Origin of the sequence: Synechococcus sp. CBW1002 (genome assembly GCF_015840915.1) — a bacterium.
GTDB lineage: Bacteria > Cyanobacteriota > Cyanobacteriia > PCC-6307 > Cyanobiaceae > CBW1002.
This window is the reverse complement of the sequence record NZ_CP060398.1, coordinates 1061989-1086829: the sequence shown is the minus strand read 5'-3', so window position 1 is coordinate 1086829 and position 24841 is coordinate 1061989. Positions and strand designations below refer to the sequence as shown.

Sequence of the window (24841 nt, the reverse complement as noted above, 5' to 3'; positions counted from 1 at the left end):
CGGTTCGGCGGCAGTTTGACCCCATCGTCCGGCGTGGCAATGTGTCGTGGATGGCAGTTCCAGAGACAGATTCGTCTTCGCTTGCCTGAGCCATCCTCGCCACAGGCCTCGCAGTCCGAGCCACGCCAGCGTTGTCTGATGCGGCTGGGGGAGTCGGGCCTGATTGAGGTGGTCAGCCCCTACGACGCCGTGACCCAGGCCCAGCTCCGGGCGGTGCGTCCGCCGGGACGCTGGCTGGGCCGAAAACGGTGCTGGGAGTTTCCGCTCCGTGCGGCCGGTGCGCTGCAGGCTTGCCTGGGGCGCCGCTTTGCTCTGGATCCGGAACTGGAGCAGTGGCTGGCCTGGCTGCAGCAGCCCCTTCCGCCCCTGCCTCCCCATCAGGTCCTGGTGGAGGCTGCCGCCACCACCGAGCCCCTTCCGGATGGGCGCCGCCTGTTTGCCCATCAGCGGGCCGCCGTGCGCTGGCTCCTGGCCCGCCGCGGCGCCGTGCTGGCCGATGCCATGGGCCTCGGCAAGACCCTGACGGCCCTGATGGCGGCCCGCACCCTGGCGCGCCTGTCGGATTGCCGCATCGTGGTGCTGGCGCCGGTGGGGCTGCATGCGCACTGGCGCCGGGAGGCGGCCGCGCTGCAGCTTCATCTGGAGGTGCACAGCTGGTCCAGGCTGCCCGCTGCCCTGCCGCCGGCGGGCACCGTGTTGCTGGCCGATGAAGCCCACTATGCCCAGTCCCTGGCGGCCAGACGGACCCAGGCGTTTCTTCGGCTGGCCCGTCATCCCCGCCTGAGGGCGATCTGGCTGCTCACCGGCACTCCGATGAAGAACGGTCGACCGGCCCAGCTGTTCCCCCTGCTGGCGGCGATCGGCCATCCCCTGGCTGAGGATCAGCGCCGCTATGAGGAGTTGTTCTGCCAGGGCCACTGGCGTGAGCAGGGTGGGCGGCGTATCTGGCAGGCCCAGGGGGCGAGCCGGCTGGAGGAACTCCGGCGGCTGACCCGCCCCCTGCTGTTGCACCGCCGCAAGCAGGATTGCCTCGATCTCCCGCCCAAGCATCGCCGCCTCGTTGCCGCGGAGCTCACGCCCTCGGAGGCCCGCGGCTTTCGGCATCGTCTTCAGGGCGTGATCGACGATTACCGTCGGCGGGCCGCCCAGGGCCGGGTCCGCCGCGACGCTGAGGCCCTGGCTGTGCTCACGGCCCTGCGGCGGATCGGTTCGGACTACAAGCTGTCCCTGGCCCATCGCCTCGTCACCGCCTGTCTGGCGGAGGGCGAACCGGTGGTGGTGTTCACCGGGTTTGTGGCTACGGCGACTCTGCTGGCGGCCCAGCTGCAGGGGGGCCTGGGCGAGGGGGCTCTGGCTGACGGGGCACCCGGGGAAGCGGCGGGGGCGGTACTGCTCACCGGGCGCGTGCCGGTGGGGTGGCGTCAGGAGCGGGTGGAAGCCTTTCAGGCTGGCCGCTCGCCGTTGCTGATCGCCACCTACGGCACGGGCGGACTGGGTTTCACCCTGCATCGGGCGCGCCATGTGGTGCTGATCGAGCGTCCCTGGACCCCCGGAGATGCCGAGCAGGCGGAAGACCGCTGTCATCGGATCGGCATGACCGCACCGCTGACCTGCCATTGGCTGCAGCTGGGGGTGGCCGATCAGCTCGTCGATGGCCTGATCGACAGCAAGGCCGAGCGCATTGCTCTGCTGCTGGAGAACCGCCAGCGTCAGCTGCGTCGCCAGGCTCTGCCGGCGATGGTGCGGGAGCTGATCGATGGTTGGTCCTGAGCCGGCCGCCGGTGACGGCGCTGCCTGATCAGGACCCGCTGCGGCAGCTGGCGGCGCGCAATTTCAGATCTTCCTGCAGCAGCGGGTCCAAGGTCTTGGGATCCATTCGGCTGGCCAGGGCCGTGGCTTTGGTGATGTCCTGGCAGGCTGCGGCCCCATTGCCGCGCAGGCTCTGGAGCAGGAAGCGTTCGTTCAGAGGAACCGGATCCTTGGGGAAGGCAGCCACCACAGCATCGCAGCGACGGATGGCCTCCCCCAGCTTCTTGATCTGCACGTCGCGCAGGCAGTCGTCTGGCTGGATGCTTCGCTCCGGTAAGGATTCTTCGCTGCAGCCGGCCAGTCCGGCCAGAAGCAGAAGCAGGGGCAGTAGAGATCGGCCAGGGGCCTGGCTGCGGCTGCGGACGTGGTCAGTAGCTGTAGCGCTGTTCACGGGTCATGCCGCTGCTTGGTCGGGGGCTGTCTGGCGAAGTCGCGGAGCCGGCGTCAGCCTGGGGCTTGGCGTAGAGGTCTCCCAGGAAGCGGCCGCAATCGGGATAGGTCCCGGGGTTCTGAACCACTGCCTCGGTGATCATGACGGCGCCGTGTTCCGGTGAGGTCTTGAACAGGCTGGCGCTCTGACGCTTGATCAAGGCGTAGGCCGCATCCCAGCTCACCTGATGATTGTTACCTGCGCCTCGCATGAAGCAATACACCTGCGCCCCTTTGCTGCCGGCATCGCTGCTCCCTTGAGCCCGTGACGGCAGGGTTGCCGCGCCGCCGAACAGCACGGCGACGGGCAGGAGGCCGTGCAGGAAGACACGTGGCAGGCGGAGATCCATGGTGCCGGGTCAGACGGACGGGCGATCAGGCGCCACCGTATCGGCCCTGCCTTCGGTGTCGAGGCGGCTGTTCAAGGGGGCGGGCTGGACAATGGGAGCACCAGCTTCACCACCAGGGGCAGCACCAGCAGCACGGTGATCAGACGCACGGCGTGCAGGGCTGCGACAGCGGCGCCGACGCCGAACTCGGCCCCCACCAGGCTCATGCCGCTGATCCCTCCTGGAGCCGCTCCCAGCAGGGCCACCACCGGATCAATCCCCAGCAGTCGGCTGCACCACAGACCCACCACCACGCCCGTGAGCACCAGGGTGAGGGTGATCAGCACCGCCGGCCGCCACAGCAGACGCAGCTCGGTCAGGGCGTTGGCCGTGAGCCCTGTTCCGATCACTGTGCCGATGGCGATCTCCAGCACCGTGCGGCTGCCGCTGGGCCACTGGGCCAGTTCCAGCCGTCCACTCATGCTCACGATGCCGGCCCCGAGCAGCGCGCCGGCCAGTGGGGCGGCTGGAATGCCGGTACGCAGGGCGAGCAGGCCACCCGCCAGACCTGCCAACCCATAGAAAACCAGGGGCCAGAAGGAGGCCATCCGGCGAGGGGATCGAACAATGCCTGCCAGTCTGGCGGGTGGGAGGCTGTCTTCAGGCTTGAGCGGAGCCGGCGGGTGTGTTGTGATCGGCCTCGATCTGCCCTGTCTCGATGACGTCCGAATCGGTGTCCTTTCGCATTACGCGCCATACGGAGACCCTGGCGGAAACCATTCACACCCTCTCGCAGCGGCTGCTGAAGCTGGAGCAGCGGCTGGTGGTGGTCGAACGGCAGCTGTCCAGCGTCGATCAGTCCGATCCTGCAGAACTCGACAGCCTGGAGAATGTTGAGCGGCTGCTGCGGGATTGCCGCCAGTTGCTTGAGGTCTCCGAGGGTGATGTGATCGCCATGGCCACTGATGCGGCTGCCTAAGCACACAAACCTTGCGGCAAGCTCCCGAAACTCCGAAACCGGTGACAAAATGGAAAGAAAGCCAGCCATGGCCTTTCCCTCCCTTTCCGGTACCCCCCTTCAGGGGTTGACCCAACGCTCCGCTACCAGCTTCGGCAGCGCTTCTCAGCCCTCTGGAGCGCCCCCCCACCGGCTCTTGCAGCCTTCCGAGGGTGATCATCAGCTTGAGAAGCTTGAGTTCGCTCTGGCCGTTGCTCTCACCAAGGGAGACGAGCAGCGTGCGGCGGTCCTGCGGCAACGCATCCTCGAGTTGGGGGGCAACAGCGAAGAACCAGGAACCTGATCGCTTCCGCCAATGTCCTCCTGGCAACCTGCTTGGCCAGGAGGCGCTGGCTTCAAGGCTGGTTGACTCCATGCCTGTGTCCTGGCTGGGATCATCAGTCCTCGGGTGGGCGCAGGCTTTGGCCGGCAGCACAACCATCCGGTGCTGGATGTGCCGCGCGATGACAATCGGTTGCCTGACGCTGACCTTCTGGCAGAGCTTGCCGCAAGATTGCTATCATCAGCCTACGAAGGATCAGTTTGTGGTCACATCGATCTCTAATGCCTCTCCTTCGCTTTGTGCCAGGAGTCGATCGACCCTTCCGTGAGCACTGCTTTCGAGCGAGCAATGTTCCCCGTGAGCGCTGCTTCCATCTCGATGGCCTTCTCCTGAATCGTTGTCCTTGATGCCTTCAGTGGATGTCGGGATTGCGGCCACTCTGGACTGTCCATGCTTCTGGCTCCCTCTTCCGTTTTTGTCGTCACGTGCTTTCTTCCATGCAGGCCAGGGTGAAATCGTTGCGGACTCCCACGGCTGTGCTCAATCCGCTGCGCTCCTCGACGACTGCTTCCGCTGCGGATGACCGTCTGGCCTTGAACCAACGGATCACCCGTCTCGACTCTGAAGCCCGCCTCGCTGCAGAGCGGGGCGATGTGACGGCCTCCGCCCGCTCCATCCTGGAGCTGCTCGATTGCGAACGTCGTGCCGGTCAATCCGGTCCACAGGTGCTGCAGCTGATCAAGCCGCGTTCCTGAGCCTGGTGAGTGCTGCACACCCTGCGGTGACAAAGGCCGCCGCTGTTTCGGTTTTCGCGACCATGTGAGCCGGTTCGCCGAACGGGGTCGTGAGGACCGAATCGATCCGGTGGGTTTCTTCGACAGAGGGATCGATCAATTCCGACGACATTGGCATCACGAGGGCGATGAAGCCCCGCCAATCATCCTTCGCCACCAGATCATGCTGAGCCTGCGCACCTCCTCTCCCTACGGTCTGATCGATCGTCTTGAGCAGCAACTGAACCAACAGCTGAACCAGCTGCCGCAGAACACTGAGTACGTGCCGGCAGCCGAGGTTCATCAGACTGAAACGGCTTACACCGTTGTGCTCGAACTGCCAGGGGTCGACAAGTCCGCCATTGATGTCAAGGCCACCGATCGAAGCCTGGTGATCAGTGCCAAGCGTCGATCCGGCCGAGAGTCTCTGGCCGCTGAAGGCGTATCAGAGGGTCAATCTTTGCCCGAAACCAAGCCTGACTCTGCCCCACTTCTGAGCGAATTCCGCTATGGCACCTGGAGTCGTAGCTTCCGTTTCCCTGTCGCCATTGAGCGCGATCAGCTGGAAGCCACTTATCGCGATGGTCTGCTCACCGTGACTGCCCCCAAGGCTAACAAAGTCAGCACCGTCACGGTGAAGGTGGCTGGCTAACACCACAGTCCTGCCCCTCGGAGTGGCTCACACGTTCCCATGAACCATGCGCCCCTGGCTTCCTGTCGGGGGCCTTTTCTGTCCTGCGCCATCGAGGTGCGCTCACTGAACCCAGCCGCTCTGACACGGACAGTGCCACCTGTTCAGCTTGGGATGCTGGCATGTCAGAAGCTTCGAAGGCGGAAGCGATCGGATCATCATCCCTGCGTTGTGGACTTCTTCCTGCCAATCATCCAACTCTGCCTGGTTAAGCCGCGGCGTCACTTCTTTCCGAGCAAGTGGAGGACGATCAGCAGAATGCTGCCCATGATGATCATGTTCATCGCCAGTTTGGTGATCAAGCGTTTGCGCAGCCTGGCCGATGCGGATTTGTATCTGCCGTGAAGGCCTGAGTTCAATATAGAATGCTTCTCGGGTTGTTTTGATCGCGTTGAGCAAGCTCCCCTCTTCCCAAAATAGGATTACTTGAAGGGGAATGTCTCCGGATTGATGCCTTGAGACTGGTCTGCTCGTTCGTGATGTTGATTGAGGATTGACAAGAAAGGCGTCAACGGCGTCTTTGGCTTCATTGAGGCTGATTCCTGTTTGCTCGCGAGTGGTCTTGATTGCCTCGATTAATCGTCCCTCTAGGACAAGGGCTCTTGGATCAACTCTAAGCTCTGTCATCTGCTGGGTCTGCGTCGGTCGCCTCGGCAAGCGCGGCAACGGGCTGGGGCGAGTTGTTCAGGGCGTCAGCGACTCCAAGATTGGCGACGGCATGGAGACACCGAGGCAAATAATGGCCAGCGGCCAACTGCAATAAACTCTCAACTGGATCACCAGTCATGCTCAGCATCTCCTCTGTAGCTGTTCTTTTTTCATGGTCTATCTCCTATTTGCGATGATCTGGCTGATTCGTGCGATTCGTCCATCTCACCATCTAGAACGGATTCAGCAGTGCCCTCGTGCTGCATCGCATCAAGGTGCTGTCAGACGCGGCTTTGGACTTGCTTTGGCAGCGGGTTCAAGCACGGTGATCGGCTTTCCCTTCACCCCCGCGTAAACCACCACGATCTCGGCAGCTTCCTTGCCGTTGTTCGTGCCGTAGTGGGGTTGATTCACCATCTCGATCAGCCCATCCCCCGCCTTCAGCTGCACTTTGGCTCCCGCCTCGCTGATCACCAGTAGCTGGCCGCGAATCAGCATGCCGGCGTTGATCACTGGGTGGATGTGCATGGGCAGCCTCACCCCCGGCGGAATCGTGATGTGCAGCACGGTGACTTCCGGCTCGCCGCTGGGATAGGCGGGCAGCTGTGTGCCGTTCCAGGCCTGGCCTGAGCGGACCAGCGTCTGGACCTTGACCTCGGCGGGTTCCCCATCCGCCAGTGTCCTTGGGCTTGCCAGCAGCAGCCCGCCACCGATCAGCAGCAGGGCCAGCCAGCACCGCCGAGTCTTGAGCCTCGTCTGGTGCCTTGTTGCTGCACGGACGGACATGAGTCGCCTGCGGTCAAGAAGAAGTCTGGGGGATTCGGCGCAGGATTGCCAGCCCGTCACTCCGGAGGAGGTGTCGTATCGATCGCCTGGGTTGTCCTGACTCTGGCCAGGTCATCAACCGGGTGCTGACCTGGGCAGTCTCGCCGCCCCCATCACGACCGGCCCTGCCGCGATGGCGTCGCCAGCACCAGTAGCGCCGCGCTCACCAGCAGCACCACGGTGGACAGGACCTGGATCTGAGGAGGGATCTGACGCTGGAAAGCACCGGCCAGATAGAGCGGCAAGGTCATTGTTTCACCGGTTGTGAAGCTGCTCACGACATAGTCGTCGAATGACAGGGAGAAGCAGAGCAGGGTGACCCGGCGGAAGGCCTCCAGCGGTGGTGCCCCAGATCCTGGGCTGCCAGTTCCAGGGTTGGATCGAATCCTGCCAGCCGGGCCTTGAGGATCAGCGCTGCGTAGCTGAGGCAGAACAGGCTGTGGGACAGCAGCAGGGTGAGGGGTCCACGCGGTAGATCGATGCCCACGAACAGGCTCAGCAGCGCTGTGGCCAGCACGATCTCCGGGTTGGTGAGCGGCAGGGCCAGCAGCAGCTCAATCCAACGACTGTGCTCACTCTTTCTCAACGAGGTGTCGTAAGCCTACGATCATGTTCTGATCGTCAGTGTGCTGGCTGTCGTTGAAGACTCACTTCAGATCTCCGGCTTCCACCCGCGTCCGAATCTTCTTCAGCAGCTCCCGTACCTGGGGGCTGCAGTCGTCGAACATCCCACCGTGGCGATCGCTCCTGGCCACGAAGAACAGGGCGCAGCGCAGCTCCGTGAGCGTGGTTGCACAGTTGTGGTTGGCCAGATCGGCGCAGGCCTCGAATGACCCGGCCGCTTCGTAACCATTGATCGTGTGGGCGAAGTGCTCCCAGCCGTGCAGGTCTCCCTCGGGATCAGGAATCCGTGCAAGGTCGAGCTGGTGGTTGGTCAGTTCCTTCAAAACGATTGGCTGCTGCCTGGGTGGAGGCTAGTGGCGCATCGTCATGGGAATGGCTGCTTCTGTCGGAACGATCCTGTTGAGCTGGTACTTCCTGCCTCTGGGCCAGGACGGTTGCACCGGGCATTCGTTTCTGTCTAACGGGAGTGAGCGCAACGGCAGTCCAAGTCCCACTCTGTCTTTCGCAGGAAGAGTTGCCTGGCAGCCTGCCCTCGCCTGCACGCTGGGTTCAGACATGCGCCCCCGGTCAGATGAACGACGACGACATCTGCTCCGCCCTGGACACTGACCTCCCTGCTGTCTCCGACTCTTCACTGCCAGGACCGCCGCAGGCTGGCCAACCCATGCGCAACGCCGAGGATGGCTACATCGCTGCTCGGCACTCTGCCCTGGGGATACTGCGCCCCATTCTCGCAGCCATGGAGGATTCCAAGGTGCTTCATGCCGGCAGTGTCTCGATCACCTGAGGTGAGGCCGGCACCATGGCCGAGATCGCCCCGAGGCTTGAAGAACTGGAGGGCCTCCACCAGGGGCGCTCCTTCATGCGAACGACTGGTGGTGGGGTAACTCTTCTGGGGCTGGGTCCCTGGGGCGACGGCATCGCCAGGCTCCTGCTGGAACCCAGCGATCTTCTGTTGATCGTTGGTCTGGTGCTGCTGGCGGCCCAGGCTGGCCATCGGCCTGCTGCTGCTCGGCTGGCATTGGCAGCAGAATGGCGCGAACGGTTCCAGCGGGTCACTCCCTGGGGGTAAGGAGGAAAGTCCGGTGGGGTGCAGGATCGCCCTGAACCGATCACGGCACTGTCTCGCAGCCGTGATGGAGGCCGTCCGGCTTTCTCAGTCAGAACGCTCGCCGTGTTCACCCACCATCACCGGCGCGGGCCGGCTCGTTCGATGACACCCTCCTCCTCCTTCCGCTCCCTGGCCCCCATCGCCGGTGATGCCTGCCTGCCTGGCGATGCTGCTGCTGGATCAACCGGCCCAGGCCGACGGCATCGCCCAGGGCAGCATCGCCGCCTGCTTCCTGCATCCGCCCACCGGTGCCGATCACCTGTTGCTGCTGATCGGTGTGGGGGCGGCCGCGGCTCCGGCGGACGGCTCCGCCGCGCTCTGGTGGCTGGGCGCCTTCGGCGCCTCGCTGCTGGTGAATGGCGGTGGCTTCCTGCTGCTTGCCCTCTGTGGGGGCGTGATCGCCCTGGAGCCGATCGGGCTGCTGGTGCGCTGATCCCTTGGTGTTCTGATTCCGGCTTTTCGCCCACCCCTTGCCCTTCATCTGATTGTTCATGGCCGCCGATGTCCTCGTGATCTCCGTCAGTGCCGGCGAGAATTTCCGCCTCGCTGAGCGCTTTGCGGCAGCGGCACGCGGGCACGATTTGTCCGCGGAGGTGCTCAGCCTGACGGGCCTCTCACTGCCTCTGTTCAATCCTCTGACCCTGGCGGAGAGCGGCATCCCCGCTGGGGTTGCCGAGCTCAATGCACGGCTGGATGCGTCTCCCCGCTGGGTGATCTGCACACCGGAGTACAACGGCTCGATTCCGCCGCTGTTCACCAGTGCCGTCGCCTGGCTCTCAGTGCAGGGGGATGATTTCCGCAGGTTGTTCAACCATCGGCCAATCGCGATTGCCACCCACTCTGGCGGTGGTGGCTACACGGTGCTCACCGCGCTTCGGCTGCAGTTGGCCCATCTCGGTGCCAATCTGGTCGGCCGGCAGCTGGTGAGCAATCGCTTCAACCCGGCCAAGGACGACTCGATCGATGATCTGGTGGTACGTCTGCAGAGACTGGCAGCGATCAATCACTGATGGATCAACAACGGATCGATCAACAGCCGAATGGATTGATCCGGACGCAGGCTCTCAGCGTTGTGCCCCCTGAGCTTCGTACCACTTTCGGTACCACTGCTCCATCTGTTCAATCTCCTCGCTCTGTACCCGCACCATGGCGTGCTGCAGCTTGCGCAGCTCAGGGTGTTGGGCGTTGATCTGGGCCATGGAGGCCATCATCACGCCCATCTGATGGTGGGGAATCATCTGTTCGATGAAGGCTCGATCGAAGTCGGGAGCCTGGCTCAGGGCGATCAGGTTTGTGCTCGACCCCATGGGCCCACCCCCCATTGCCATTCCCATCCCTCCCATCCGGCCCTGCCCGCCCCAGCCCGCCCCTGGTCCCCAGGTGGGCATGCTTTGGCCAAACCACTGCTGGTACCAGGCCCTCATCTGGGCGTTTTCTTTCGTCTGACTGGCCTGGATCCGCTTCGCCAGGGCCTTGATCTCGGGCCGCCGGGCACGGCTGAGCGCAAGATCGGCCATGGCGATCGCTCCGTCGTGGTGGGGGATCATCATCACGATGAACGGCTGGTCTGAGGGCAGGCCCATCCCCGGGCGGCCGACCCTCTCGATGTCTTCATCATGGTCAGGCATTCCATAGCCTCCCCAGCCCTGGGATCTGGATGGCAACGCAGCCCACAGGGACGCCATGCAGACCCCCGCACTGGCAAGCCCCAGCAAGGCCCTGTTCCAGGATCTGGTTCGCTCTGAGCGCCTTCTCATCGGATCGTGAATTGGCAGCAACTCATTCACAGCGAGTCGCCGCCTCACGCCTGGACCACCTGTCTTGAGGATGGTCACGCCGCTCCGATCTGGGCAACACCCGGCTGAAGCTTCATCCACTGCTCTGGATTGACAGCAGTTTGTTCTATGGGGCCTGTGGGCCAGCCATGCCAGGCACTGGGTGAGTGCATCAGTCAGTCAGCAGTGGCCTGACCGTGGCTTGTTTTCTCCCTCAGACCTGCAGATTGGGACAGATCACTGCATCATCCTGGCGGGGCGCGGTCTGCCAGCTGCCCAGCAGGATCTGAATCTCCTCGCGAAGCAGGCCCAGTTCATCGATGCGTTCGTCAATGCGTTCGATCTGGCGGTTGAGTTGCCGCTGGATGTCGTGGCAAGGCAGCAGCCCGGCATCGTGGGGTGCCAGGCAGGCCTGAATCTCTTCGAGGGTCAGACCCAGGGCCTTGAGCCGGCGGATGAAGGCCAGCCGTTGCAGGCTCTTCTCCTCATGGAACAACCGGTATCCCCCCGGGCTTCGGTTCACGGCCGGGAGAAGACCGAGGCCTTCGTAGTAGCGCAGCGTCTTTACCGGTAGGCCACTGCGGGCCGCCAACGCACCGATCTTGATGCCTTGCACCGGAGACGTGACGCCCATGGATCGGCTTGACTCTCCACTGTTAGGGAGACTTTAGGCTGACAGGGGCGTTCCCGGTTGTTGGTGCTCTGATGCTGTCCCCTGTCTCAGCTCTTGCTGTCTTTGCCAGGGCGGCTGCCGAGACCGGCGTCCTGACGCTCAAGGGCACGGGCTCGAGCTGCCAGGAGCGCCTCAGAACATCGCCAACACCGCAGGACACCAACTCCATGGGTCAGCGACACCTGCATCAACACCTCCATCACGCGCTGCTTCCGGCCGCTGCGCTGCGGCTCGGTGGTCGCTCCATGACCACGCAGCCAACTGAATGAGCGTTCCGATGACCACCCCAACGATGGGTCAGGCCTGTTGCCACGGCGCAACCGAAACCCCGTCGACCACGGACATCGAGCGGGAGCTGGCCCAGGAGCTCACCGCGTTACGCCGCAAGCTGAGCGTGGCGGCGCTGCTCACGGCCCTGGTCATGCTTTCCAGCCTGCCCCACATGCTGGGCCGGCATTCCTTGCCGTTTCTGCCGGCCTGGTTCACCAGCCCCTGGAGCCAGCTGGTGCTCACCACCCCGGTGTTGTTCTGGTGTGGCCGGGAATTTTTCAGCGGGGCCTGGTCGGCGTTCCGGCAGCACTCCGCTGACATGAACACCCTGGTGGCGACCGGTACCGGCATTGCCTACCTCAGCTCGATTCTCACCACCGTTGCCCCCGATCTGCTGAGAAAGCAGGGATTACCGGCCGATGTGTATTACGAAACTGCGGCGGTGATCCTCAGCCTGATTCTGCTGGGCCGTCTCCTGGAGGCTCGGGCCCGCGGTCAGACCTCCGAGGCGATCCGGCACCTCCTGCAGCTCCAGCCCCCCAGCGCCCGGGTGATCCGGGACGGGGTGCCCGTCGAGATTCCGGTTTCGCTGGTGGTGGTGGGTGACCACGTACAGGTGCGGCCCGGCGAGAAGGTGCCCGTGGATGGGGTGGTGGAGGAGGGCAGCTCCTGGGTGGAGGAATCGATGCTCACGGGTGAACCCACCCCCGTGGCCAAGGCTCCCGGCGATGAGGTGATCGGCGCCTCGATGAACCGCAGCGGCAGTTTCACGTTTCGGGCGAGCCGGGTGGGGGGCGACACGGTGCTGGCTCAGATCGTCGAGCTGGTGCGCCAGGCCCAGAGCTCCCGCACCAGGGTGCAGAGGCTCGCCGATCAGGTGGTGGGCTGGTTCGTGCCGGTGGTGATCGCCATCGCCATCGCGGCTTTCGTGGCCTGGTTCCTGGTGAGCGGCAACCCGGTGCTGGCAATGGTGTTCCTGGTGAGCGTGCTGGTGATTGCCTGCCCCTGCGCCTTGGGCCTGGCTACCCCCACTTCGATCATGGTGGCCTCGGGCAAGGGGGCGGAGAACGGACTGATCTTCCGCAGCGCCGAGGCCCTGGAAACCGCCGGCACTGTGCGCACCATCGTGCTCGACAAGACCGGCACCCTCACCCGCGGCCAGCCGGAAGTGACCGATTACGAGCGGCTGAATGGTGGTGCATTGCCGGCCGATGCCCTGCTGGCCCTCACCGCCGCGCTGGAATCCCGCTCGGAGCATCCCCTGGCTGAAGCGATCGTCACCTATGCCCGCAGCCAATTGAAGGACGGCTCAATGCCTGCGGTGGAGGGCTTCGAGGCCGTGGCCGGCCGCGGCGTGCAGGGGGTGGTCGCCGGCCAGCAGGTGCGGGTCGGCACTCCCCGCTGGTTCGAGGAGCTCGGCATCGACACCGCCGCCCTCAAGCCCCTGGTGGACCGTCTCGAGGCCGCCGCCTGCAGTGTGGCGACCGTGATGGTGGACGGGAGGATCGAGGCCTGCTTCGGCGTGGCCGATCCCCTCAAATCCAGTTCAGAAGCCGCCGTGGCCGCCCTGCGGCGCCTGGGTCTGCAGGTGGTGATGCTCAGCGGCGATGCCCGCCGCACCGCCGAGGTGGTGGCCGCCCAGGTGGGGATCGAGCGGGTGATCGCCGAAGTGCGCCCCGCCGACAAGTCCTCGGTGATTCGCAAGCTGCAGGAGCAGGGGGAGGGCCCCGTGGCGATGGTGGGCGACGGCATCAACGACGCGCCCGCCCTGGCCCAGGCCGACGTGGGCATCGCCATGGGCACCGGCACCGATGTGGCGATCGCCGCCAGCGACATCACCTTGATCTCCGGCAACCTGGCCGGCGTGCCGGCGGCGATCGAGCTCAGCCGCGCCGCCATGGCCAACATCCGCCAGAACCTGTTCTTCGCCTTCGCTTACAACGTGGCCGGCATTCCGATCGCCGCCGGCCTGCTGTTTCCTTTCACCGGCTGGCTGCTGAGTCCGGTGATCGCCGGGGCCGCCATGGCCTTCAGCTCCGTGTCGGTGGTGAGCAATGCCTTGAGGTTGCGGAACTTTCGGCCCAAGCCCCTTCCCGTTGCCGCCAGCTGATGACCCATCTCTTTGCCGCCGCAGCGCCCCTCTGGCGCACCATCGATCAGCCCATGGTGCTGAAGGCCCTGGTCGCCGGCGTTGGTGTGGTGCTGATCGCCTGGGAACTGTGGTGGTTCCTGGGACGCCATGGCGGTGGGGTGGTGGCCCGCGAAGGGGAGCACGGCCTGCAGGAGATCACCATCACCGTGGATGGCGGCTATGCGCCCTCAAGAATCAGAGTGAAGGCCGGCCGGCCGCTGCGGCTGGCTTTTCACAGGATCGATCCGAGCAGCTGTGTGGCCCAGGTGATCTTCCCCGATTTCCACAAAACCCTTGATCTGCCCCTTGATGCCACCACAACCCTGGAATTGCCTCCCACGGAGGCTGGCGTCTATCCCTTCCACTGCGGCATGAACATGGTGCGCGGTGTATTGGAGATTGTGGACTAGAGGGCAAAGAGCGCGTCATAATTGTGGTACTCAGGCTTGCGCAATCCCTCCACCGCCAGCATCCTGCGCAGCTCCCGAATCTCGGCCCGCTGGGCCACGATCACGGCCCGGGCAAAGCGCCGGATCGTGGGGTTGGTGCTCTTGGCCAGGGCGTCGTGGGCCATGATCAGCGCGCCGCCGTGGTGGTCGAGCATTCCCTCGAGGAACCACACCACCCGGTTCTCCCTGGTGGGTCCGTCGCCCATCATCCGCATGCCGTCGATCTGGGCCTGGCTCATGCGAGTCAGACCAGACAGGCTGTTGGGATCGCCGCCGGCTGCCAGCGCCACCGGATAGACGGGCGCCTGCGGGTACCAGGCCTTGCGCCCGAGGCCCATGGCGCGGATCTCATTGGCCTGATCCCGCCAGATCGTCTTGCCCAGGGCCCCGACACCGGGTTGGCCGATGTCGAAGACGAATTCGCTCATGCGCAGGGCACCGGTGTGGTGCTGCACCATGCCGTCGATGAAGCGCAGGTCGTAGGTGGCGCCTGCCGGGCCCACGTCATGGGCATGACCGGCATGGGCATGGTCCTCTCTGGTTGGGGTCGCCATGCCTGGCATGCCGTCCATGCCGCGATGACCCTCGTGGGGATCCACCTGGGCGAAGGCCGTGGAAGACATCGTGGACGACAACAGCGCAGCTGCAGCCAGGGCCATGAAGCTGATCCGAAGCGTGCCTGCTGGCATCACAACAAGGCGAATGAGGCCACCGTATGGGCTCCTCTTCACTGGAGAGTCAAGGTTGGCGTCGGTGGTCTCTCGCCTTGCTGGCACAGCGAGCAGCAGGGTTGGCCAAGATCAGACGCACAACCCAAGGGTCTCCGCATCCTCCCCAGCATCTGAGATGGCCTTGTCAGAGCACCAGAGAACGGCCGTGCACCAGAGAACGGCTGGCCAACAGAGATCAGCCGTGCCGCTGGAGGACGCAGCACTCACACCCACCATCACCTTCCCGGCCATCCGCCGCGGTGCCCTCACCACCCTGCAGGTCAACCTCGGCTACCGCTGCAATCAGGCCTGCAGCCACTGCCATGTGAATGCCGGTCCCAGCCGCACCGAGATGATGGACGACGCCTCCCTGGCGTTGATCCCCCAGGTGCTGCTGGCCCGCCGGATCCACACCCTCGACCTCACGGGCGGCGCGCCGGAGCTTCACCCCCGCTTCCGCGAGCTGGTGGTGGCCGCCAGGCAGCTGGGGGTGACGGTGATCGACCGCTGCAATCTCACGATCCTGAGTGAACCGGGCCAGGAGGATCTGGCGGTCTTTCTTGCCGAGCAGGGCGTCACCGTGGTGGCGTCGCTGCCCTGCTATTCGGCCAGCAATGTCGACCGGCAGCGTGGCGATGGTGTGTTCGTGCGCAGCATCGCCGGTCTGCGCCAGCTCAACGCCCTCGGCTACGGCCGGCCCGGGTCCGGCCTTGAGCTTCACCTCGTTTACAACCCCCAGGGCCCAGTGCTGCCGCCGCCCCAGGCCAGCCTCGAGGCCGACTACAAACGGGTGCTCGCGGCCGACTTCGGCATCGTGTTCAACCAGCTGTTTGCCCTGGCCAACATGCCGATCGAGCGCTATGCGGCCGTGCTGCAGTCCAGTGGTGAGCTGGAGGCTTATCAGCAGCGGCTTCGCAGCAGCCACCGTGAGACGAATCTGGCCCAGGTGATGTGTCGCTCGCTGATCAGTGTCGATTGGCAGGGAACCCTCTACGACTGTGATTTCAACCAGCAGCTGCGGCTTCCCCTCGGTGCCACCTCGGGGGCCGAGGGTCGCCGCGCTCACCTGCAGGATCTGCTGCACTGGGATCCAGCCTCTGAGCCGATCGCGGTGGCAAACCACTGCTTCGGCTGCACGGCCGGCAGCGGCTCCAGCTGCGGCGGCGCGCTGGAGTGAGCCTCCTCATTCCGGCGGTGAGGTCTGGTAGGCAATGAGGTCCGGGGCCCAGCGCCGCGCCAGCTCCAGAAGGTGCGGATCCAGGCTGGCCAGGTCTGCGGGGGTGTCGATGTCGACCAGTGGCGGTTGCTCCTGCCAGGACCAGCCTGCCGCTGTTAGACGCCGCCGCGTCTGCTCCAGCACCACTGGGGTGCTCCAGGGCATGGCCTCGAACAGGCTGATCTCAAACCGCCGCAGGCCCAGCAGCACGTAGCCCCCATCCTGGCTGGGTAGCAGCGTTGCATCGTGATCCCGCAGCTGGGCGGCAGCGCTGCGCAACTGGCGGGTGCCCAGAGCGGGGCAATCCATGCCGATCAGCAGCACCGGTTCACCCATCGCCAGGGCGCGCCGCGCCGCCCGCGCCATTCGCGCCCCCAGATCCCCCTCCCCCTGCTCACTCCAGGCCAGATCCGGCGGCAGGTTCAGTTCCTGCCAGAGGGGCAACTGCCGCGAGGGCGCCACGCAGAGCTCCACCGGGCCGAGGGCGGCCTCGCTCGCACTGGCCGCCGTGCGCTCCAGCATCGCGGCAGCCAGGGCCGCCGCCCCCCGGGCTCCGAGGGCGGGGATCAGCCGGGTCTTGACCTGGCCGGGCACCGGCGCCTTGGCGAAGAGGATCGTGCGGCAGGTTTCGCTCACGGCGGTGATCGGCGGGGGGACCCGGCGGGCTGCCGCCAACCCTGGCAGTGGGAGATGGCAGTGGGCGAGCGGTTCCGGAGTGGCGCCACAGTCGTCGAACCCCTGATCCAGAGTGAAGTCCTTCCGCCGGTGGTCAGCGCCTGCAACAGGCCTGACCCCTGTGCGCCCTGCGCCGCTCCCCTGAGACCCCATGACCGCCGATCCCTCCACCTGCTCCAGTGGCGCCGCTGAACTCACCAGCGTGGTGCGGCAGTACTACGGCTCCACCCTCACCAGCAGCGACGACCTGCGCACCACGGCCTGCTGTGATGCCACCGCCGTGCCGCCGGAGCTCAGGCCCCTGCTGGCGCGCCTCCACCCCGAGGTGCTGTCGCGCTACTACGGCTGCGGCCTGGTGGCGCCACCCCTGCTGGAGGGGGCCCGGGTGCTGGACCTGGGCTGCGGCAGCGGCCGGGATGCCTACCTTCTCGCCCAGCTGGTGGGCCCCAGCGGTGAGGTGGTGGGCGTCGACATGACGCCCGAGCAGCTGGCCGTCGCCAACCGGCACCGCGAGTACCACGCCGAGCAGTTCGGCTACGCGAATGTGCGCTTTGTCGCCGGCATCATCGAGCAGCTGGATCAGCTCCATCTGGAGCCCGCCAGTTTCGATCTGGTCATCTCCAACTGTGTGGTGAATCTCTCCACCGACAAGCTGGAGGTGTTGCAGGGGGTGCGGCAGCTGCTCAAGCCTGGCGGGGAGTTCTACTTCGCCGATGTGTATGCAGACCGGCGCATCCCTGAGGCCCTGCGCCAGGATCCGGTGCTCTACGGCGAGTGCCTCAGCGGCGCCCTCTACTGGAACGATTTCCGGCGGCTGGCTCAACAGGCCGGCTTCCTGGATCCACGGCTGGTGGCGGATCGTCCCCTGGCGATCACCGACCCTGACCTGGCCGCCAAGACCGGAGAGATCCGCTTTTTCTCCGCTACCTATCGCCTGTTCCGGATCGATGGCTTGGAGGATGCCTGTGAAGATCACGGCCAGGCGGTGATCTATCGCGGCACGATTCCGGCCTACCCCCATCTGCTGCGCTTCGATCAGCACCACGCCATCGAGACGGGCCGGGTGTTTCCGGTGTGTGGCAACACTTACCGCATGCTTGCCGAGAGTCGCCTGGCGCCCCATTTCAGCTTCATCGGCGACTTCAGCCACCATTACGGCCTGTTTCCCGGCTGCGGCGGAGCCCTGCCCTTCACCTCTGCCTCAACGGGCAGCGCCTGTTGCTGAACCGAGGCGTCGAGCCCGGGCCTGAGATCAATCCTCAGCGATACAGCCGGGCCAGGGTCGAGGCCGGCACCCCAACCCGATAGGCCAGCCGCAGGCTCCACATCAGCAGGATCGTGCGAACGACGCCGTTCCGCTCCCAGCGCCGGCCTGAGGTCGTCACCCGGGCTTTGAGGCAGACGGGTGGGGCGAGGACCTTCAGCCGGGCTGAGAGATCCACGTCTTCCATCAGCGGCTGCGGCCTGAACCCGCCGCTCTGCCGGTAAGCCTCGCGGGTCATGAACATGGCCTGATCGCCGGTGGCGATGCCACTGAGGCGGGAGCGCAGGTTCATGGCCCAGGCCACCACCGCCAGCATCCGTTGCTGCCCGTCGATGCGCACATCGAACCGGCCCCAGCAGCGGGGGCCTTGCAGGCTGCGGCGCACCAGCTCCAGGCCATCGGCGGGCAGCTGCGTATCGGCGTGCAGGAAGAGCAGGATCTCGCCGCTGGAGCGCTCGGCTCCCGCCTGCAGCTGCCGGCCCCGGCCCCGCTCTGCCGCAACGACCTGGAGGCCGAGCTGCTGAATCAGCACGAGTGTGCCGTCTTCGCTGCCGCCATCGACCAGCAGCACCTCAGCGCCGCTGGCTGCCATCGCTTGCCACGCCGCGCCGAACTGCCGGGCAGCACGGGCCTCATTCAGCAGTGGGATGATCACACTGAGGCTCGGCTTGAGCCGCGGATCCTGGACCGGACCGTTGTCGAGGCGGCTGCTGATCGTCACGCTGCCGAGGGGGACGGCTTCAAGTCCGGGCACTTTGATTCGGCGCCGGGGGGATCGACGAGCATCGAACCCACCATGGCGAGCGGGCACCGAAGCGGCTGCTGGAGTTCGACCTGCTGCTGGCGCTTTGCCGCCGGCGACAAGGTGGTGGAGATGTCAACAACGACGATAGGGATATGTTCAGCGGAGTTGTGGGCACCATGGATGCGTTGCATGCCGACAACAGCAAACAGACCGTGCTTTTTTTACGGGCGTGCGGTGATCGATGGTTGGGGTGAACTCGACAATCGGCTGCCGGCCTATCCCTGCACGATTCATAAGGTCAGGGAAGTGAAGACCTGGCGGTGGTGATTCCCTTGCTGCCGTAGGAGTACGCCGTGCTGCAGCGCAACCTGGTGTTCACCGGCATCACACGCGGAAAGCAGCTGGTGGTGCTGTTGAGCCAGACGAAAGTGCTGGCGATGACTGTGATGAATCACCTGGATCGCAGCGCTACACCAGGCTGGTCCCGTGACGCCGCGATCATTCAGTCCTGGCTCCCAGCTGGCCGGACGACGCTCAATCTGCCGGAGCGTCGAATACGTCTTAAGATCCTATGACAAAGACGCCATGGGGTGTGGGACTTCGTCGGCGACTGTTTGCGATCCAGACAACCACCTTGGCGATCGTCACCGTAGCCGCGATGGGGGGCTGGGCCCTGAGTTCCTGGACCAGCCATCGGATCTCGGTCCAGGCCAGTCGGGTCGCGTTTCAATCCGACAGTCTCACCCACCTCAGCTTCAACCTGCTGCAGGCTGTGCCCCACATGGGCCAATACTTACTGCCAGGCCCCCCTGCTGAGCTGATCAACCAGCTGGATCGCGACATTGAGGGCCTCAGGGGTTTCAGCGCTTCACTGGACGAACAGCTGGGTATCCGTTCAGGGGCCGTGACGCAGCCGCGCAGCATTCACCGCCCTTGATCGCTGATCACCAAGCGACCACAGACACCACGATCGATGACGGCCGGCTCAGGGATTCGGCAACAGCGATGGCATCTCACCGCCGCGATGATGGGCGATCAAGGCCTGCTCCAGGAACTGCCAGATATCACGGCCCTGTTGCCGCAGGCTGGTGGTGACCGTGAGCAACCTGCTGCGGCAGATTGCACCCTGGCGGGATTGGACGCCATGGCTGATCTTGCGCTGAATCACCGAATGGCGCAGGGCACGCTCGGCTGCGTTGTTGGTGGGCTCGATCCCTTCAATCTCCAGGAAGGTCCAGAGGCCATCGCTCACTTGCAGCAACTGATGGCAGGTACGCACCGTCTTGGCCCACGGCGTTCGCTCGCCGCGCTGGCAGCCCAGCTCCACAACCCGCTGCAGCGTGCCCACAAACGCCTGGCGGATCGGCCGACAGCCCTGCTGCAACGTGGACCAGTCGATCGTTCCGTCTTTGTAGCGGTGCCACTGGGCAAACAGCTGCTGCTGCAGGCCCAGCAGCTCCGCTCCAATCTCACCGCTGGCGCCCTGACGGTCAGCGATGGCAGTGAGATCGCGGATCACGTGCGCCCAGCACAGCTGGCGCTGCTCCAGCGGGAGATGGTTGTAGGCGGAGAAGCGATCGCTCACCACAATTCCGCCAAAGGCATTCCCGAGCAGGTCGATCGCGGCGGCAGCCGAGCGGCTCAGGCTCTGCAAGAACACTGTCACCCCCATGGCGGTCACCATGACCCACTCCCAGCCGCGCCGGCCATCGGGGTTGCCCCCATCGGCATTACCGGTGGGGGCACCGGTTTCATCGACATAGACCACCGACTGCTGACGGGCAAACGCAAGGGCCTCCTGCATGGGCTGCTCCAGTGCTGCACTCAAGCGCTGGCGGATAGTGGCCATCGCTCCCCGGCTGATCTGTACCCCCAGCAGCTGATCCAGCAGCGCCTGGGTCTTGCTGAAACTCAACGGGAAGGCACTACCCAGCAGACCCACCAGAGCACTGAGCCGGGGACCGTAATGGCTTACTTCCACCTCCGCCGGTAACGAGGCACAGGTGCTGGTGGAACAGCAGGGGCAGACCAGGCGGTGCAGCCGGTGCTCGATCACCAGAGGCGTGATCGGTGGAATCTCGATCACCTGGTGCCTCAAGGGCTCGGGATCCTGACCCTGTAGCAACGTGCCGCAGCGGCGGCAGGCCTGGGGGTGGTGCTCGACCACCTCATCCACCCGCTCGATCGGCAGCAGCTCCGGCCCAGATCCGGGATGGCCCGGCTGGCCGCCGCGCTTGCGGCCACTGCCCTTGCGTCGTTCGGGCGGCCTAAACCCCTGGCCATCACTGGAGGGAGGCTTGGAAGAATTGCGGGAGCTGCGGCCGATCCGCTCGCGCAGATGGGCCAGTTCGGTCGCCAGGGCGGTGAGCTGGACGCGGAGCTGCACCATCTCCTCCTGTTGAGCCAGAATGAACTCCCTGGCACCAGCTGGCCACGACAACCAGTCCACCTCGGAAATGCCAGCAGGAGGGGCGCCCATCTCAAGCAGTCTCTGCCTGAGATGCAAACGGGAATCAGGACGCCGTCAAGGGTTCAGCAGAGACGATGTTCGCCGCGTGCTGTCCCGACCCCTGAATGCTTACCAGCTGGCTTCCTTGGTCATGGCCTCAACTGATCCCGCTTTCCATCGGGAACTGGAAGCCATCCGCCTGCTCTCGGTTCAGGTGTTGCGCAACCTGGAGAGAACGGCAGCAGAGGTCCGATCCGCCCAGGCCAGACAACAGCCGGTGTCGTCCGCTGTTCTGGAAACGATGCTGAGTGACCCGGCCATCACCGCCATCCGGCGCCACGGGGAAGAGTTGTCGACGTTGCAGCGCAAACTCGACGACCAGCGCGACACACTCAAGCGAAAGGAGAATCAGGCGCTGAGGACTGGCTTTGCCTTCTGGTTGTCAGGACTGGCGCTGGGTTGGCTTGTGGGCCTGCTGTTTGCCTGGCGAACCTCGGATCGGATTCTGAAGCCATTGTTGCAACTCGAGCAGCTGATGAAGACTCCTGGGGAAGATGTGAACACCGCCCTCCAGAGCTCCACAATCAAGAATGCCCCCATGGAGATCGGCAGCCTGATGCGCAGCTTCTTGAAGTTGGTGACAGAAGGACAGGAACTCACGGCACAGTTGAAATCCCTGGCCAGCACCGATGGCCTCACAGCTGTCGGCAACCGCCGCAGCTTTGATGAGGGACTGAGCGAGGAATGGAGACGAGGTCTCCGCAGTGGACAACCGTTGAGCCTGCTGTTGCTGGATGTGGATCACTTCAAGCTCTACAACGATCTCTACGGACATGTGCAGGGGGACGCCTGCTTGAGGACCGTCGCCGACGTCATCCGCAGCCAGGCCCGGCGCAGCTCTGACCTGGTGTGTCGGATCGGAGGTGAGGAATTTGCGGTGTTACTGCCTGAAACCCCACTGGCTGAAGCCACCAAGCTGGCCCACGATATCCTCGCTGCCCTGGACGCCATGGCGCTCGTCCATGGCTCGAGCCCCGTGGTCGGGTGGGTCACCGCCAGCATCGGTGTTGCCTGCGCCATCCCGCAGCGCGATGAATCAGCAAGCCTGCTGATGGAACGAGCCGACCAGGCCCTGTATGTCCGCAAGGGGCGTCTGGGCCGTCATGGCGTGACCGTTGCTGAGCCGTCTGCCGATGTTTCCGTGGAATTGAAGACCGAAGATGCGCAGGACAGCTCTGTTCCCCTGCGCTGATAACAGCTAAACTTCGCTGCTGAGAGCCTCCTGAATGATCGAGTTGTCGACCGGCGGCAAGGGTGCATCGGCGGGAAGCAGGTTCAGGTAAGCCTGAACCTCCCGCAATATCCTGAGGTTACGCTCAAGAATTCCGTCTGGGGCGAACAGTGGCTGTTGTTCGGTGAGGGACAGGAACACCAGGCCTTTGAGAGAGTCACGGAAAGCCTTCTCTGTCACACCTTCATGCCGGGCCATGATGGCGATAGCCGGGTGGGGCCGCTCATCAGCCTCATTGTGGGCGTCCTGCCAGACACGCAGCAGGCGGACCAGATCTCGTCGACGGCTGGCCAGGAAGTCAGGATCCACGACAAGAATATCGAAGATCTCGCCTGGAATCTCGCGGCTGGTGAACAGCGGGCGGACCTTGCCGGTGGCGATGGCCTGATCCGAAAAGGGCGGGAACATGGCAGCGGCAGCCACATCACCACGGACTAGAGCATCCGGCATCGCCTCCAGGGGCATGGGACTCAGCTCGACATCATCCAGTGTGAGATCGTGACGGGCCAGGGCTCGGCTCAGAACAAACGGGCCCAAGGTGGACGGAGTGATGGCCACCGGCAGGGAGCGGAGCTGGGCAATGGAGTCAAGGGAGCGTTTCACCACTACCTGATCCCCCCCACGGGACTCGTCCAGCACCAGCACCACCACCGGGCACCGTTTCGGAACCCGGTTGCAGAGGTCCACGGCCTCCACGGTGGTCAGCTGGGCCAGCTGAAGATCTCCGCGTAAGTAGGCGTGCACGATGTCCTGGGGATTGGCGTAGCTCTTCAGGTTGAGGGAGAGCCCATGGCGCCGGTCCAGCCCCAGTTCATGGGCCAGAGGAAAAAATTCGTATCCGTTCAGGGGCCGTGACGCAGCAGCGCAGCATTCCACCCCTGATCGTTGATCAACGAGCAACCACAGACACCACGATCGATGACGGCCGGCTCAGGGATTCGGCAACAGCGATGGCATCTCACCGCCGCGATGATGGGCGATCAAGGCCTGCTCCAGGAACTGCCAGATATCACGGCCCTGTTGCCGCAGGCTGGTGGTGACCGTGAGCAACCTGCTGCGGCAGATTGCACCCTGGCGGGATTGGACGCCATGGCTGATCTTGCGCTGAATCACCGAATGGCGCAGGGCACGCTCGGCTGCGTTGTTGGTGGGCTCGATCCCTTCAATCTCCAGGAAGGTCCAGAGGCCATCGCTCACTTGCAGCAACTGATGGCAGGTACGCACCGTCTTGGCCCACGGCGTTCGCTCGCCGCGCTGGCAGCCCAGCTCCACAACCCGCTGCAGCGTGCCCACAAACGCCTGGCGGATCGGCCGACAGCCCTGCTGCAACGTGGACCAGTCGATCGTTCCGTCTTTGTAGCGGTGCCACTGGGCAAACAGCTGCTGCTGCAGGCCCAGCAGCTCCGCTCCAATCTCACCGCTGGCGCCCTGACGGTCAGCGATGGCGGTGAGATCGCGGATCACGTGCGCCCAGCACAGCTGGCGCTGCTCCAGCGGGAGATGGTTGTAGGCGGAGAAGCGATCGCTCACCACAATTCCGCCAAAGGCATTCCCGAGCAGGTCGATCGCGGCGGCAGCCGAGCGGCTCAGGCTCTGCAAGAACACTGTCACCCCCATGGCGGTCACCATGACCCACTCCCAGCCGCGCCGGCCATCGGGGTTGCCCCCATCGGCATTACCGGTGGGGGCACCGGTTTCATCGACATAGACCACCGACTGCTGACGGGCAAACGCAAGGGCCTCCTGCATGGGCTGCTCCAGTGCTGCACTCAAGCGCTGGCGGATAGTGGCCATCGCTCCCCGGCTGATCTGTACCCCCAGCAGCTGATCCAGCAGCGCCTGGGTCTTGCTGAAACTCAACGGGAAGGCACTACCCAGCAGACCCACCAGAGCACTGAGCCGGGGACCGTAATGGCTTACTTCCACCTCCGCCGGTAACGAGGCACAGGTGCTGGTGGTACAGCAGGGGCAGACCAGGCGGTGCAGCCGGTGCTCGATCACCAGAGGCGTGATCGGTGGAATCTCGATCACCTGGTGCCTCAAGGGCTCGGGATCCTGACCCTGTAGCAACGTGCCGCAGCGGCGGCAGGCCTGGGGGTGGTGCTCGACCACCTCATCCACCCGCTCGATCGGCAGCAGCTCCGGCCCAGATCCGGGATGGCCCGGCTGGCCGCCGCGCTTGCGGCCACTGCCCTTGCGTCGTTCGGGCGGCTTAAACCCCTGGCCATCACTGGAGGGAGGCTTGGAAGAATTGCGGGAGCTGCGGCCGATCCGCTCGCGCAGATGGGCCAGTTCGGTCGCCAGGGCGGTGAGCTGGATGCGGAGCTGCTCGATCTCCTGTTGCTGCCTCTGGCACTGACTGACCAGCTCAAGAAATCCAGCCTTCACTCCCACCGGGGTGGCGGCCCAATCGGCTTCTGAAATCCCGGCCGGTGGGGTGGTCATCGCAAGGAGTCTCTTACTGAGATGCAACCAGGAATCAAGCCACCGTCAAGGGTTCAGCAAGCCCGATGTTCGTTGCGAGCTGTCCCGACTCCTGAACGGGTACAAAAATTCATATCCCGGCCAGCGACTCACCGGCACGGTGAGAGTCGTGATGCTGGAACTGCAGCTGACCGCCCCAAGAGCGAGCGCGGCCAGACCAAGCCATCGCACTACGAGACGTGGAACGCCA

General features: G+C 64.7%; 32 protein-coding genes. 15 read left to right on the top strand and 17 right to left on the bottom strand.

Features of this window, described 5'->3' with window-relative positions:
- The first annotated feature begins 138 nt into the window (after positions 1-138).
- Positions 139-1770, top strand: a complete 1632-nt coding sequence (locus tag H8F24_RS05205) for a DEAD/DEAH box helicase (protein WP_197158991.1) — start codon at positions 139-141, stop codon at positions 1768-1770.
- Between the two features lie 28 nt (positions 1771-1798).
- Here the strand turns inward: H8F24_RS05205 and H8F24_RS05200 are convergent, their stop codons facing one another.
- The 3 genes from H8F24_RS05200 to H8F24_RS05190 form a co-directional block, all read right to left on the bottom strand.
- A complete protein-coding gene (locus tag H8F24_RS05200) occupies positions 1799-2200 on the bottom strand; it encodes a hypothetical protein (protein WP_197157891.1) in 402 nt (133 codons plus the stop codon).
- Complete coding sequence (locus tag H8F24_RS05195; RefSeq protein ID WP_231598113.1) at positions 2178-2588, bottom strand: DUF6554 family protein; 411 nt, start codon at positions 2586-2588, stop codon at positions 2178-2180. Before H8F24_RS05195 ends, H8F24_RS05200 begins: the two co-directional genes overlap by 23 nt.
- A 71-nt stretch (positions 2589-2659) precedes the next feature.
- Positions 2660-3175, bottom strand: coding sequence for an AbrB family transcriptional regulator (locus H8F24_RS05190; RefSeq protein WP_197171274.1), 516 nt, complete (start codon positions 3173-3175; stop codon positions 2660-2662).
- Between the two features lie 125 nt (positions 3176-3300).
- On the opposite strand from H8F24_RS05190, the gene H8F24_RS05185 reads away from it, so the two are divergent.
- From H8F24_RS05185 to H8F24_RS05160, 5 genes are all read left to right on the top strand, one after another.
- A complete protein-coding gene (locus H8F24_RS05185) occupies positions 3301-3546 on the top strand; it encodes a hypothetical protein (RefSeq protein ID WP_322757953.1) in 246 nt (81 codons plus the stop codon).
- 67 nt (positions 3547-3613) lie between these two features.
- Positions 3614-3868 (top strand): hypothetical protein, encoded by a 255-nt coding sequence (locus H8F24_RS05180; protein WP_197159382.1) that lies wholly within the window; start codon positions 3614-3616, stop codon positions 3866-3868.
- A 497-nt stretch (positions 3869-4365) separates the two neighbouring features.
- A complete protein-coding gene (locus H8F24_RS05175; protein WP_197172583.1) occupies positions 4366-4602 on the top strand; it encodes a hypothetical protein in 237 nt (78 codons plus the stop codon).
- Positions 4603-4666: 64 nt separating this feature from the next.
- A complete protein-coding gene (locus tag H8F24_RS05165; protein ID WP_370594798.1) occupies positions 4667-5272 on the top strand; it encodes an Hsp20/alpha crystallin family protein in 606 nt (201 codons plus the stop codon).
- Positions 5273-5482: 210 nt separating this feature from the next.
- Positions 5483-5656 (top strand): hypothetical protein, encoded by a 174-nt coding sequence (locus H8F24_RS05160; protein WP_197171271.1) that lies wholly within the window; start codon positions 5483-5485, stop codon positions 5654-5656.
- 573 nt (positions 5657-6229) lie between these two features.
- Here the strand turns inward: H8F24_RS05160 and H8F24_RS05155 are convergent.
- The 5 genes from H8F24_RS05155 to H8F24_RS05135 all read right to left on the bottom strand — a co-directional run bounded on the left by H8F24_RS05155 (position 6230) and on the right by H8F24_RS05135 (position 8405).
- Positions 6230-6745, bottom strand: a complete 516-nt coding sequence (locus H8F24_RS05155) for a cupin domain-containing protein (protein ID WP_197171270.1) — start codon at positions 6743-6745, stop codon at positions 6230-6232.
- A 152-nt stretch (positions 6746-6897) separates the two neighbouring features.
- Positions 6898-7035, bottom strand: a complete 138-nt coding sequence (locus H8F24_RS05150) for a hypothetical protein (protein ID WP_197171268.1) — start codon at positions 7033-7035, stop codon at positions 6898-6900.
- Between the two features lie 23 nt (positions 7036-7058).
- Positions 7059-7370, bottom strand: a complete 312-nt coding sequence (locus H8F24_RS05145; RefSeq protein ID WP_197171266.1) for an ABC transporter permease — start codon at positions 7368-7370, stop codon at positions 7059-7061.
- A gap of 61 nt (positions 7371-7431) precedes the next feature.
- On the bottom strand, positions 7432-7731 hold the full coding sequence (locus H8F24_RS05140; protein WP_231598112.1) for a hypothetical protein: 300 nt from the start codon (positions 7729-7731) through the stop codon (positions 7432-7434).
- A 308-nt stretch (positions 7732-8039) separates the two neighbouring features.
- Positions 8040-8405 (bottom strand): hypothetical protein, encoded by a 366-nt coding sequence (locus tag H8F24_RS05135; RefSeq protein ID WP_197171264.1) that lies wholly within the window; start codon positions 8403-8405, stop codon positions 8040-8042.
- A gap of 262 nt (positions 8406-8667) precedes the next feature.
- Here H8F24_RS05135 and H8F24_RS05130 point away from each other — a divergent pair, with 262 nt between their 5' ends.
- Both H8F24_RS05130 and H8F24_RS05125 read left to right on the top strand, forming a co-directional pair.
- Positions 8668-8952: a HupE/UreJ family protein gene (locus tag H8F24_RS05130; RefSeq protein ID WP_197171263.1), complete on the top strand. Its 285-nt coding sequence runs from the start codon at positions 8668-8670 to the stop codon at positions 8950-8952.
- 58 nt (positions 8953-9010) lie between these two features.
- The gene (locus tag H8F24_RS05125; RefSeq protein WP_197171261.1) at positions 9011-9529 is read left to right on the top strand and encodes an NADPH-dependent FMN reductase; all 519 of its coding nucleotides are present in this window, start codon (positions 9011-9013) and stop codon (positions 9527-9529) included.
- 54 nt (positions 9530-9583) lie between these two features.
- On the opposite strand, the gene H8F24_RS05120 is transcribed toward H8F24_RS05125, so the two are convergent.
- Complete coding sequence (locus tag H8F24_RS05120; protein ID WP_231598111.1) at positions 9584-10147, bottom strand: DUF305 domain-containing protein; 564 nt, start codon at positions 10145-10147, stop codon at positions 9584-9586.
- A 361-nt stretch (positions 10148-10508) separates the two neighbouring features.
- Positions 10509-10928 carry a heavy metal-responsive transcriptional regulator gene (locus tag H8F24_RS05115; protein WP_197157930.1) on the bottom strand — a complete coding sequence of 140 codons (420 nt, stop codon included), beginning with the start codon at positions 10926-10928 and terminating at the stop codon, positions 10509-10511.
- A 316-nt stretch (positions 10929-11244) separates the two neighbouring features.
- On the opposite strand from H8F24_RS05115, the gene H8F24_RS05110 reads away from it, so the two are divergent.
- Positions 11245-13347 carry a copper-translocating P-type ATPase gene (locus H8F24_RS05110; RefSeq protein ID WP_197171257.1) on the top strand — a complete coding sequence of 701 codons (2103 nt, stop codon included), beginning with the start codon at positions 11245-11247 and terminating at the stop codon, positions 13345-13347.
- The gene (locus tag H8F24_RS05105) at positions 13347-13778 is read left to right on the top strand and encodes a cupredoxin domain-containing protein (RefSeq protein ID WP_197171255.1); all 432 of its coding nucleotides are present in this window, start codon (positions 13347-13349) and stop codon (positions 13776-13778) included. Before H8F24_RS05110 ends, H8F24_RS05105 begins: the two co-directional genes overlap by 1 nt.
- On the opposite strand, the gene H8F24_RS05100 is transcribed toward H8F24_RS05105, so the two are convergent.
- Positions 13775-14440, bottom strand: a complete 666-nt coding sequence (locus tag H8F24_RS05100) for a DUF305 domain-containing protein (protein WP_231598110.1) — start codon at positions 14438-14440, stop codon at positions 13775-13777. The two genes, H8F24_RS05105 and H8F24_RS05100, sit on opposite strands and share 4 nt — an antisense overlap.
- A 295-nt stretch (positions 14441-14735) precedes the next feature.
- On the opposite strand from H8F24_RS05100, the gene arsS reads away from it, so the two are divergent.
- Entirely contained in the window at positions 14736-15704 is a 969-nt protein-coding gene (gene arsS, locus H8F24_RS05095; RefSeq protein WP_231598228.1) for an arsenosugar biosynthesis radical SAM (seleno)protein ArsS, read from the top strand.
- 6 nt (positions 15705-15710) lie between these two features.
- Here the strand turns inward: arsS and H8F24_RS05090 are convergent, their stop codons facing one another.
- Positions 15711-16418, bottom strand: coding sequence for a TIGR04282 family arsenosugar biosynthesis glycosyltransferase (locus H8F24_RS05090; protein WP_197157941.1), 708 nt, complete (start codon positions 16416-16418; stop codon positions 15711-15713).
- Positions 16419-16569: 151 nt separating this feature from the next.
- Here H8F24_RS05090 and H8F24_RS05085 point away from each other — a divergent pair, with 151 nt between their 5' ends.
- Complete coding sequence (locus H8F24_RS05085; RefSeq protein ID WP_197171251.1) at positions 16570-17643, top strand: methyltransferase domain-containing protein; 1074 nt, start codon at positions 16570-16572, stop codon at positions 17641-17643.
- 34 nt (positions 17644-17677) lie between these two features.
- Here H8F24_RS05085 and H8F24_RS05080 read toward each other — a convergent pair whose 3' ends face one another.
- Both H8F24_RS05080 and H8F24_RS05075 read right to left on the bottom strand, forming a co-directional pair.
- The gene (locus H8F24_RS05080; protein ID WP_197157944.1) at positions 17678-18436 is read right to left on the bottom strand and encodes a TIGR04283 family arsenosugar biosynthesis glycosyltransferase; all 759 of its coding nucleotides are present in this window, start codon (positions 18434-18436) and stop codon (positions 17678-17680) included.
- The gene (locus H8F24_RS05075; protein WP_197171249.1) at positions 18400-18618 is read right to left on the bottom strand and encodes a hypothetical protein; all 219 of its coding nucleotides are present in this window, start codon (positions 18616-18618) and stop codon (positions 18400-18402) included. Before H8F24_RS05075 ends, H8F24_RS05080 begins: the two co-directional genes overlap by 37 nt.
- Before the next feature lie 162 nt (positions 18619-18780).
- Here H8F24_RS05075 and H8F24_RS05070 point away from each other — a divergent pair, with 162 nt between their 5' ends.
- Positions 18781-19002, top strand: a complete 222-nt coding sequence (locus tag H8F24_RS05070) for a hypothetical protein (RefSeq protein ID WP_197171248.1) — start codon at positions 18781-18783, stop codon at positions 19000-19002.
- The gene (locus tag H8F24_RS05065) at positions 18999-19364 is read left to right on the top strand and encodes a hypothetical protein (RefSeq protein WP_231598109.1); all 366 of its coding nucleotides are present in this window, start codon (positions 18999-19001) and stop codon (positions 19362-19364) included. The genes H8F24_RS05070 and H8F24_RS05065 overlap by 4 nt, the downstream gene beginning before the upstream one ends.
- A gap of 48 nt (positions 19365-19412) precedes the next feature.
- Here H8F24_RS05065 and H8F24_RS05060 read toward each other — a convergent pair whose 3' ends face one another.
- Positions 19413-20906: an IS66 family transposase gene (locus H8F24_RS05060; protein ID WP_197154297.1), complete on the bottom strand. Its 1494-nt coding sequence runs from the start codon at positions 20904-20906 to the stop codon at positions 19413-19415.
- 121 nt (positions 20907-21027) lie between these two features.
- On the opposite strand from H8F24_RS05060, the gene H8F24_RS05055 reads away from it, so the two are divergent.
- Positions 21028-22128 carry a GGDEF domain-containing protein gene (locus tag H8F24_RS05055; protein WP_197171244.1) on the top strand — a complete coding sequence of 367 codons (1101 nt, stop codon included), beginning with the start codon at positions 21028-21030 and terminating at the stop codon, positions 22126-22128.
- Between the two features lie 6 nt (positions 22129-22134).
- Here H8F24_RS05055 and H8F24_RS05050 read toward each other — a convergent pair whose 3' ends face one another.
- Together H8F24_RS05050 and H8F24_RS05045 are read right to left on the bottom strand one after the other, a co-directional pair.
- The gene (locus tag H8F24_RS05050; protein ID WP_231598108.1) at positions 22135-23043 is read right to left on the bottom strand and encodes an ABC transporter substrate-binding protein; all 909 of its coding nucleotides are present in this window, start codon (positions 23041-23043) and stop codon (positions 22135-22137) included.
- Positions 23044-23097: 54 nt separating this feature from the next.
- Positions 23098-24612: an IS66 family transposase gene (locus H8F24_RS05045; protein WP_197170082.1), complete on the bottom strand. Its 1515-nt coding sequence runs from the start codon at positions 24610-24612 to the stop codon at positions 23098-23100.
- Positions 24613-24841 lie beyond the last annotated feature (229 nt).

Bases quoted from the DNA above. Each gene is read 5' to 3' on its own strand.
- H8F24_RS05205 (WP_197158991.1), top strand. From the start codon at position 139: ATGCGGCTGGGGGAGTCGGGCCTGATTGAGGTGGTCAGCCCCTACGAC.
- H8F24_RS05195 (WP_231598113.1), bottom strand. From the start codon at position 2,588: ATGGATCTCCGCCTGCCACGTGTCTTCCTGCACGGCCTCCTGCCCGTC.
- H8F24_RS05190 (WP_197171274.1), bottom strand. From the start codon at position 3,175: ATGGCCTCCTTCTGGCCCCTGGTTTTCTATGGGTTGGCAGGTCTGGCG.
- H8F24_RS05180 (WP_197159382.1), top strand. From the start codon at position 3,614: ATGGCCTTTCCCTCCCTTTCCGGTACCCCCCTTCAGGGGTTGACCCAA.
- H8F24_RS05155 (WP_197171270.1), bottom strand. From the start codon at position 6,745: ATGTCCGTCCGTGCAGCAACAAGGCACCAGACGAGGCTCAAGACTCGG.
- H8F24_RS05150 (WP_197171268.1), bottom strand. From the start codon at position 7,035: ATGACCTTGCCGCTCTATCTGGCCGGTGCTTTCCAGCGTCAGATCCCT.
- H8F24_RS05135 (WP_197171264.1), bottom strand. From the start codon at position 8,405: ATGGCCAGCCTGGGCCGCCAGCAGCACCAGACCAACGATCAACAGAAG.
- H8F24_RS05130 (WP_197171263.1), top strand. From the start codon at position 8,668: ATGCCTGCCTGCCTGGCGATGCTGCTGCTGGATCAACCGGCCCAGGCC.
- H8F24_RS05125 (WP_197171261.1), top strand. From the start codon at position 9,011: ATGGCCGCCGATGTCCTCGTGATCTCCGTCAGTGCCGGCGAGAATTTC.
- H8F24_RS05120 (WP_231598111.1), bottom strand. From the start codon at position 10,147: ATGCCTGACCATGATGAAGACATCGAGAGGGTCGGCCGCCCGGGGATG.
- H8F24_RS05115 (WP_197157930.1), bottom strand. From the start codon at position 10,928: ATGGGCGTCACGTCTCCGGTGCAAGGCATCAAGATCGGTGCGTTGGCG.
- H8F24_RS05110 (WP_197171257.1), top strand. From the start codon at position 11,245: ATGACCACCCCAACGATGGGTCAGGCCTGTTGCCACGGCGCAACCGAA.
- H8F24_RS05105 (WP_197171255.1), top strand. From the start codon at position 13,347: ATGACCCATCTCTTTGCCGCCGCAGCGCCCCTCTGGCGCACCATCGAT.
- H8F24_RS05100 (WP_231598110.1), bottom strand. From the start codon at position 14,440: ATGTCTTCCACGGCCTTCGCCCAGGTGGATCCCCACGAGGGTCATCGC.
- H8F24_RS05085 (WP_197171251.1), top strand. From the start codon at position 16,570: ATGACCGCCGATCCCTCCACCTGCTCCAGTGGCGCCGCTGAACTCACC.
- H8F24_RS05075 (WP_197171249.1), bottom strand. From the start codon at position 18,618: ATGCAACGCATCCATGGTGCCCACAACTCCGCTGAACATATCCCTATC.
- H8F24_RS05065 (WP_231598109.1), top strand. From the start codon at position 18,999: ATGACAAAGACGCCATGGGGTGTGGGACTTCGTCGGCGACTGTTTGCG.
- H8F24_RS05060 (WP_197154297.1), bottom strand. From the start codon at position 20,906: ATGGGCGCCCCTCCTGCTGGCATTTCCGAGGTGGACTGGTTGTCGTGG.
- H8F24_RS05055 (WP_197171244.1), top strand. From the start codon at position 21,028: ATGGCCTCAACTGATCCCGCTTTCCATCGGGAACTGGAAGCCATCCGC.
- H8F24_RS05045 (WP_197170082.1), bottom strand. From the start codon at position 24,612: ATGACCACCCCACCGGCCGGGATTTCAGAAGCCGATTGGGCCGCCACC.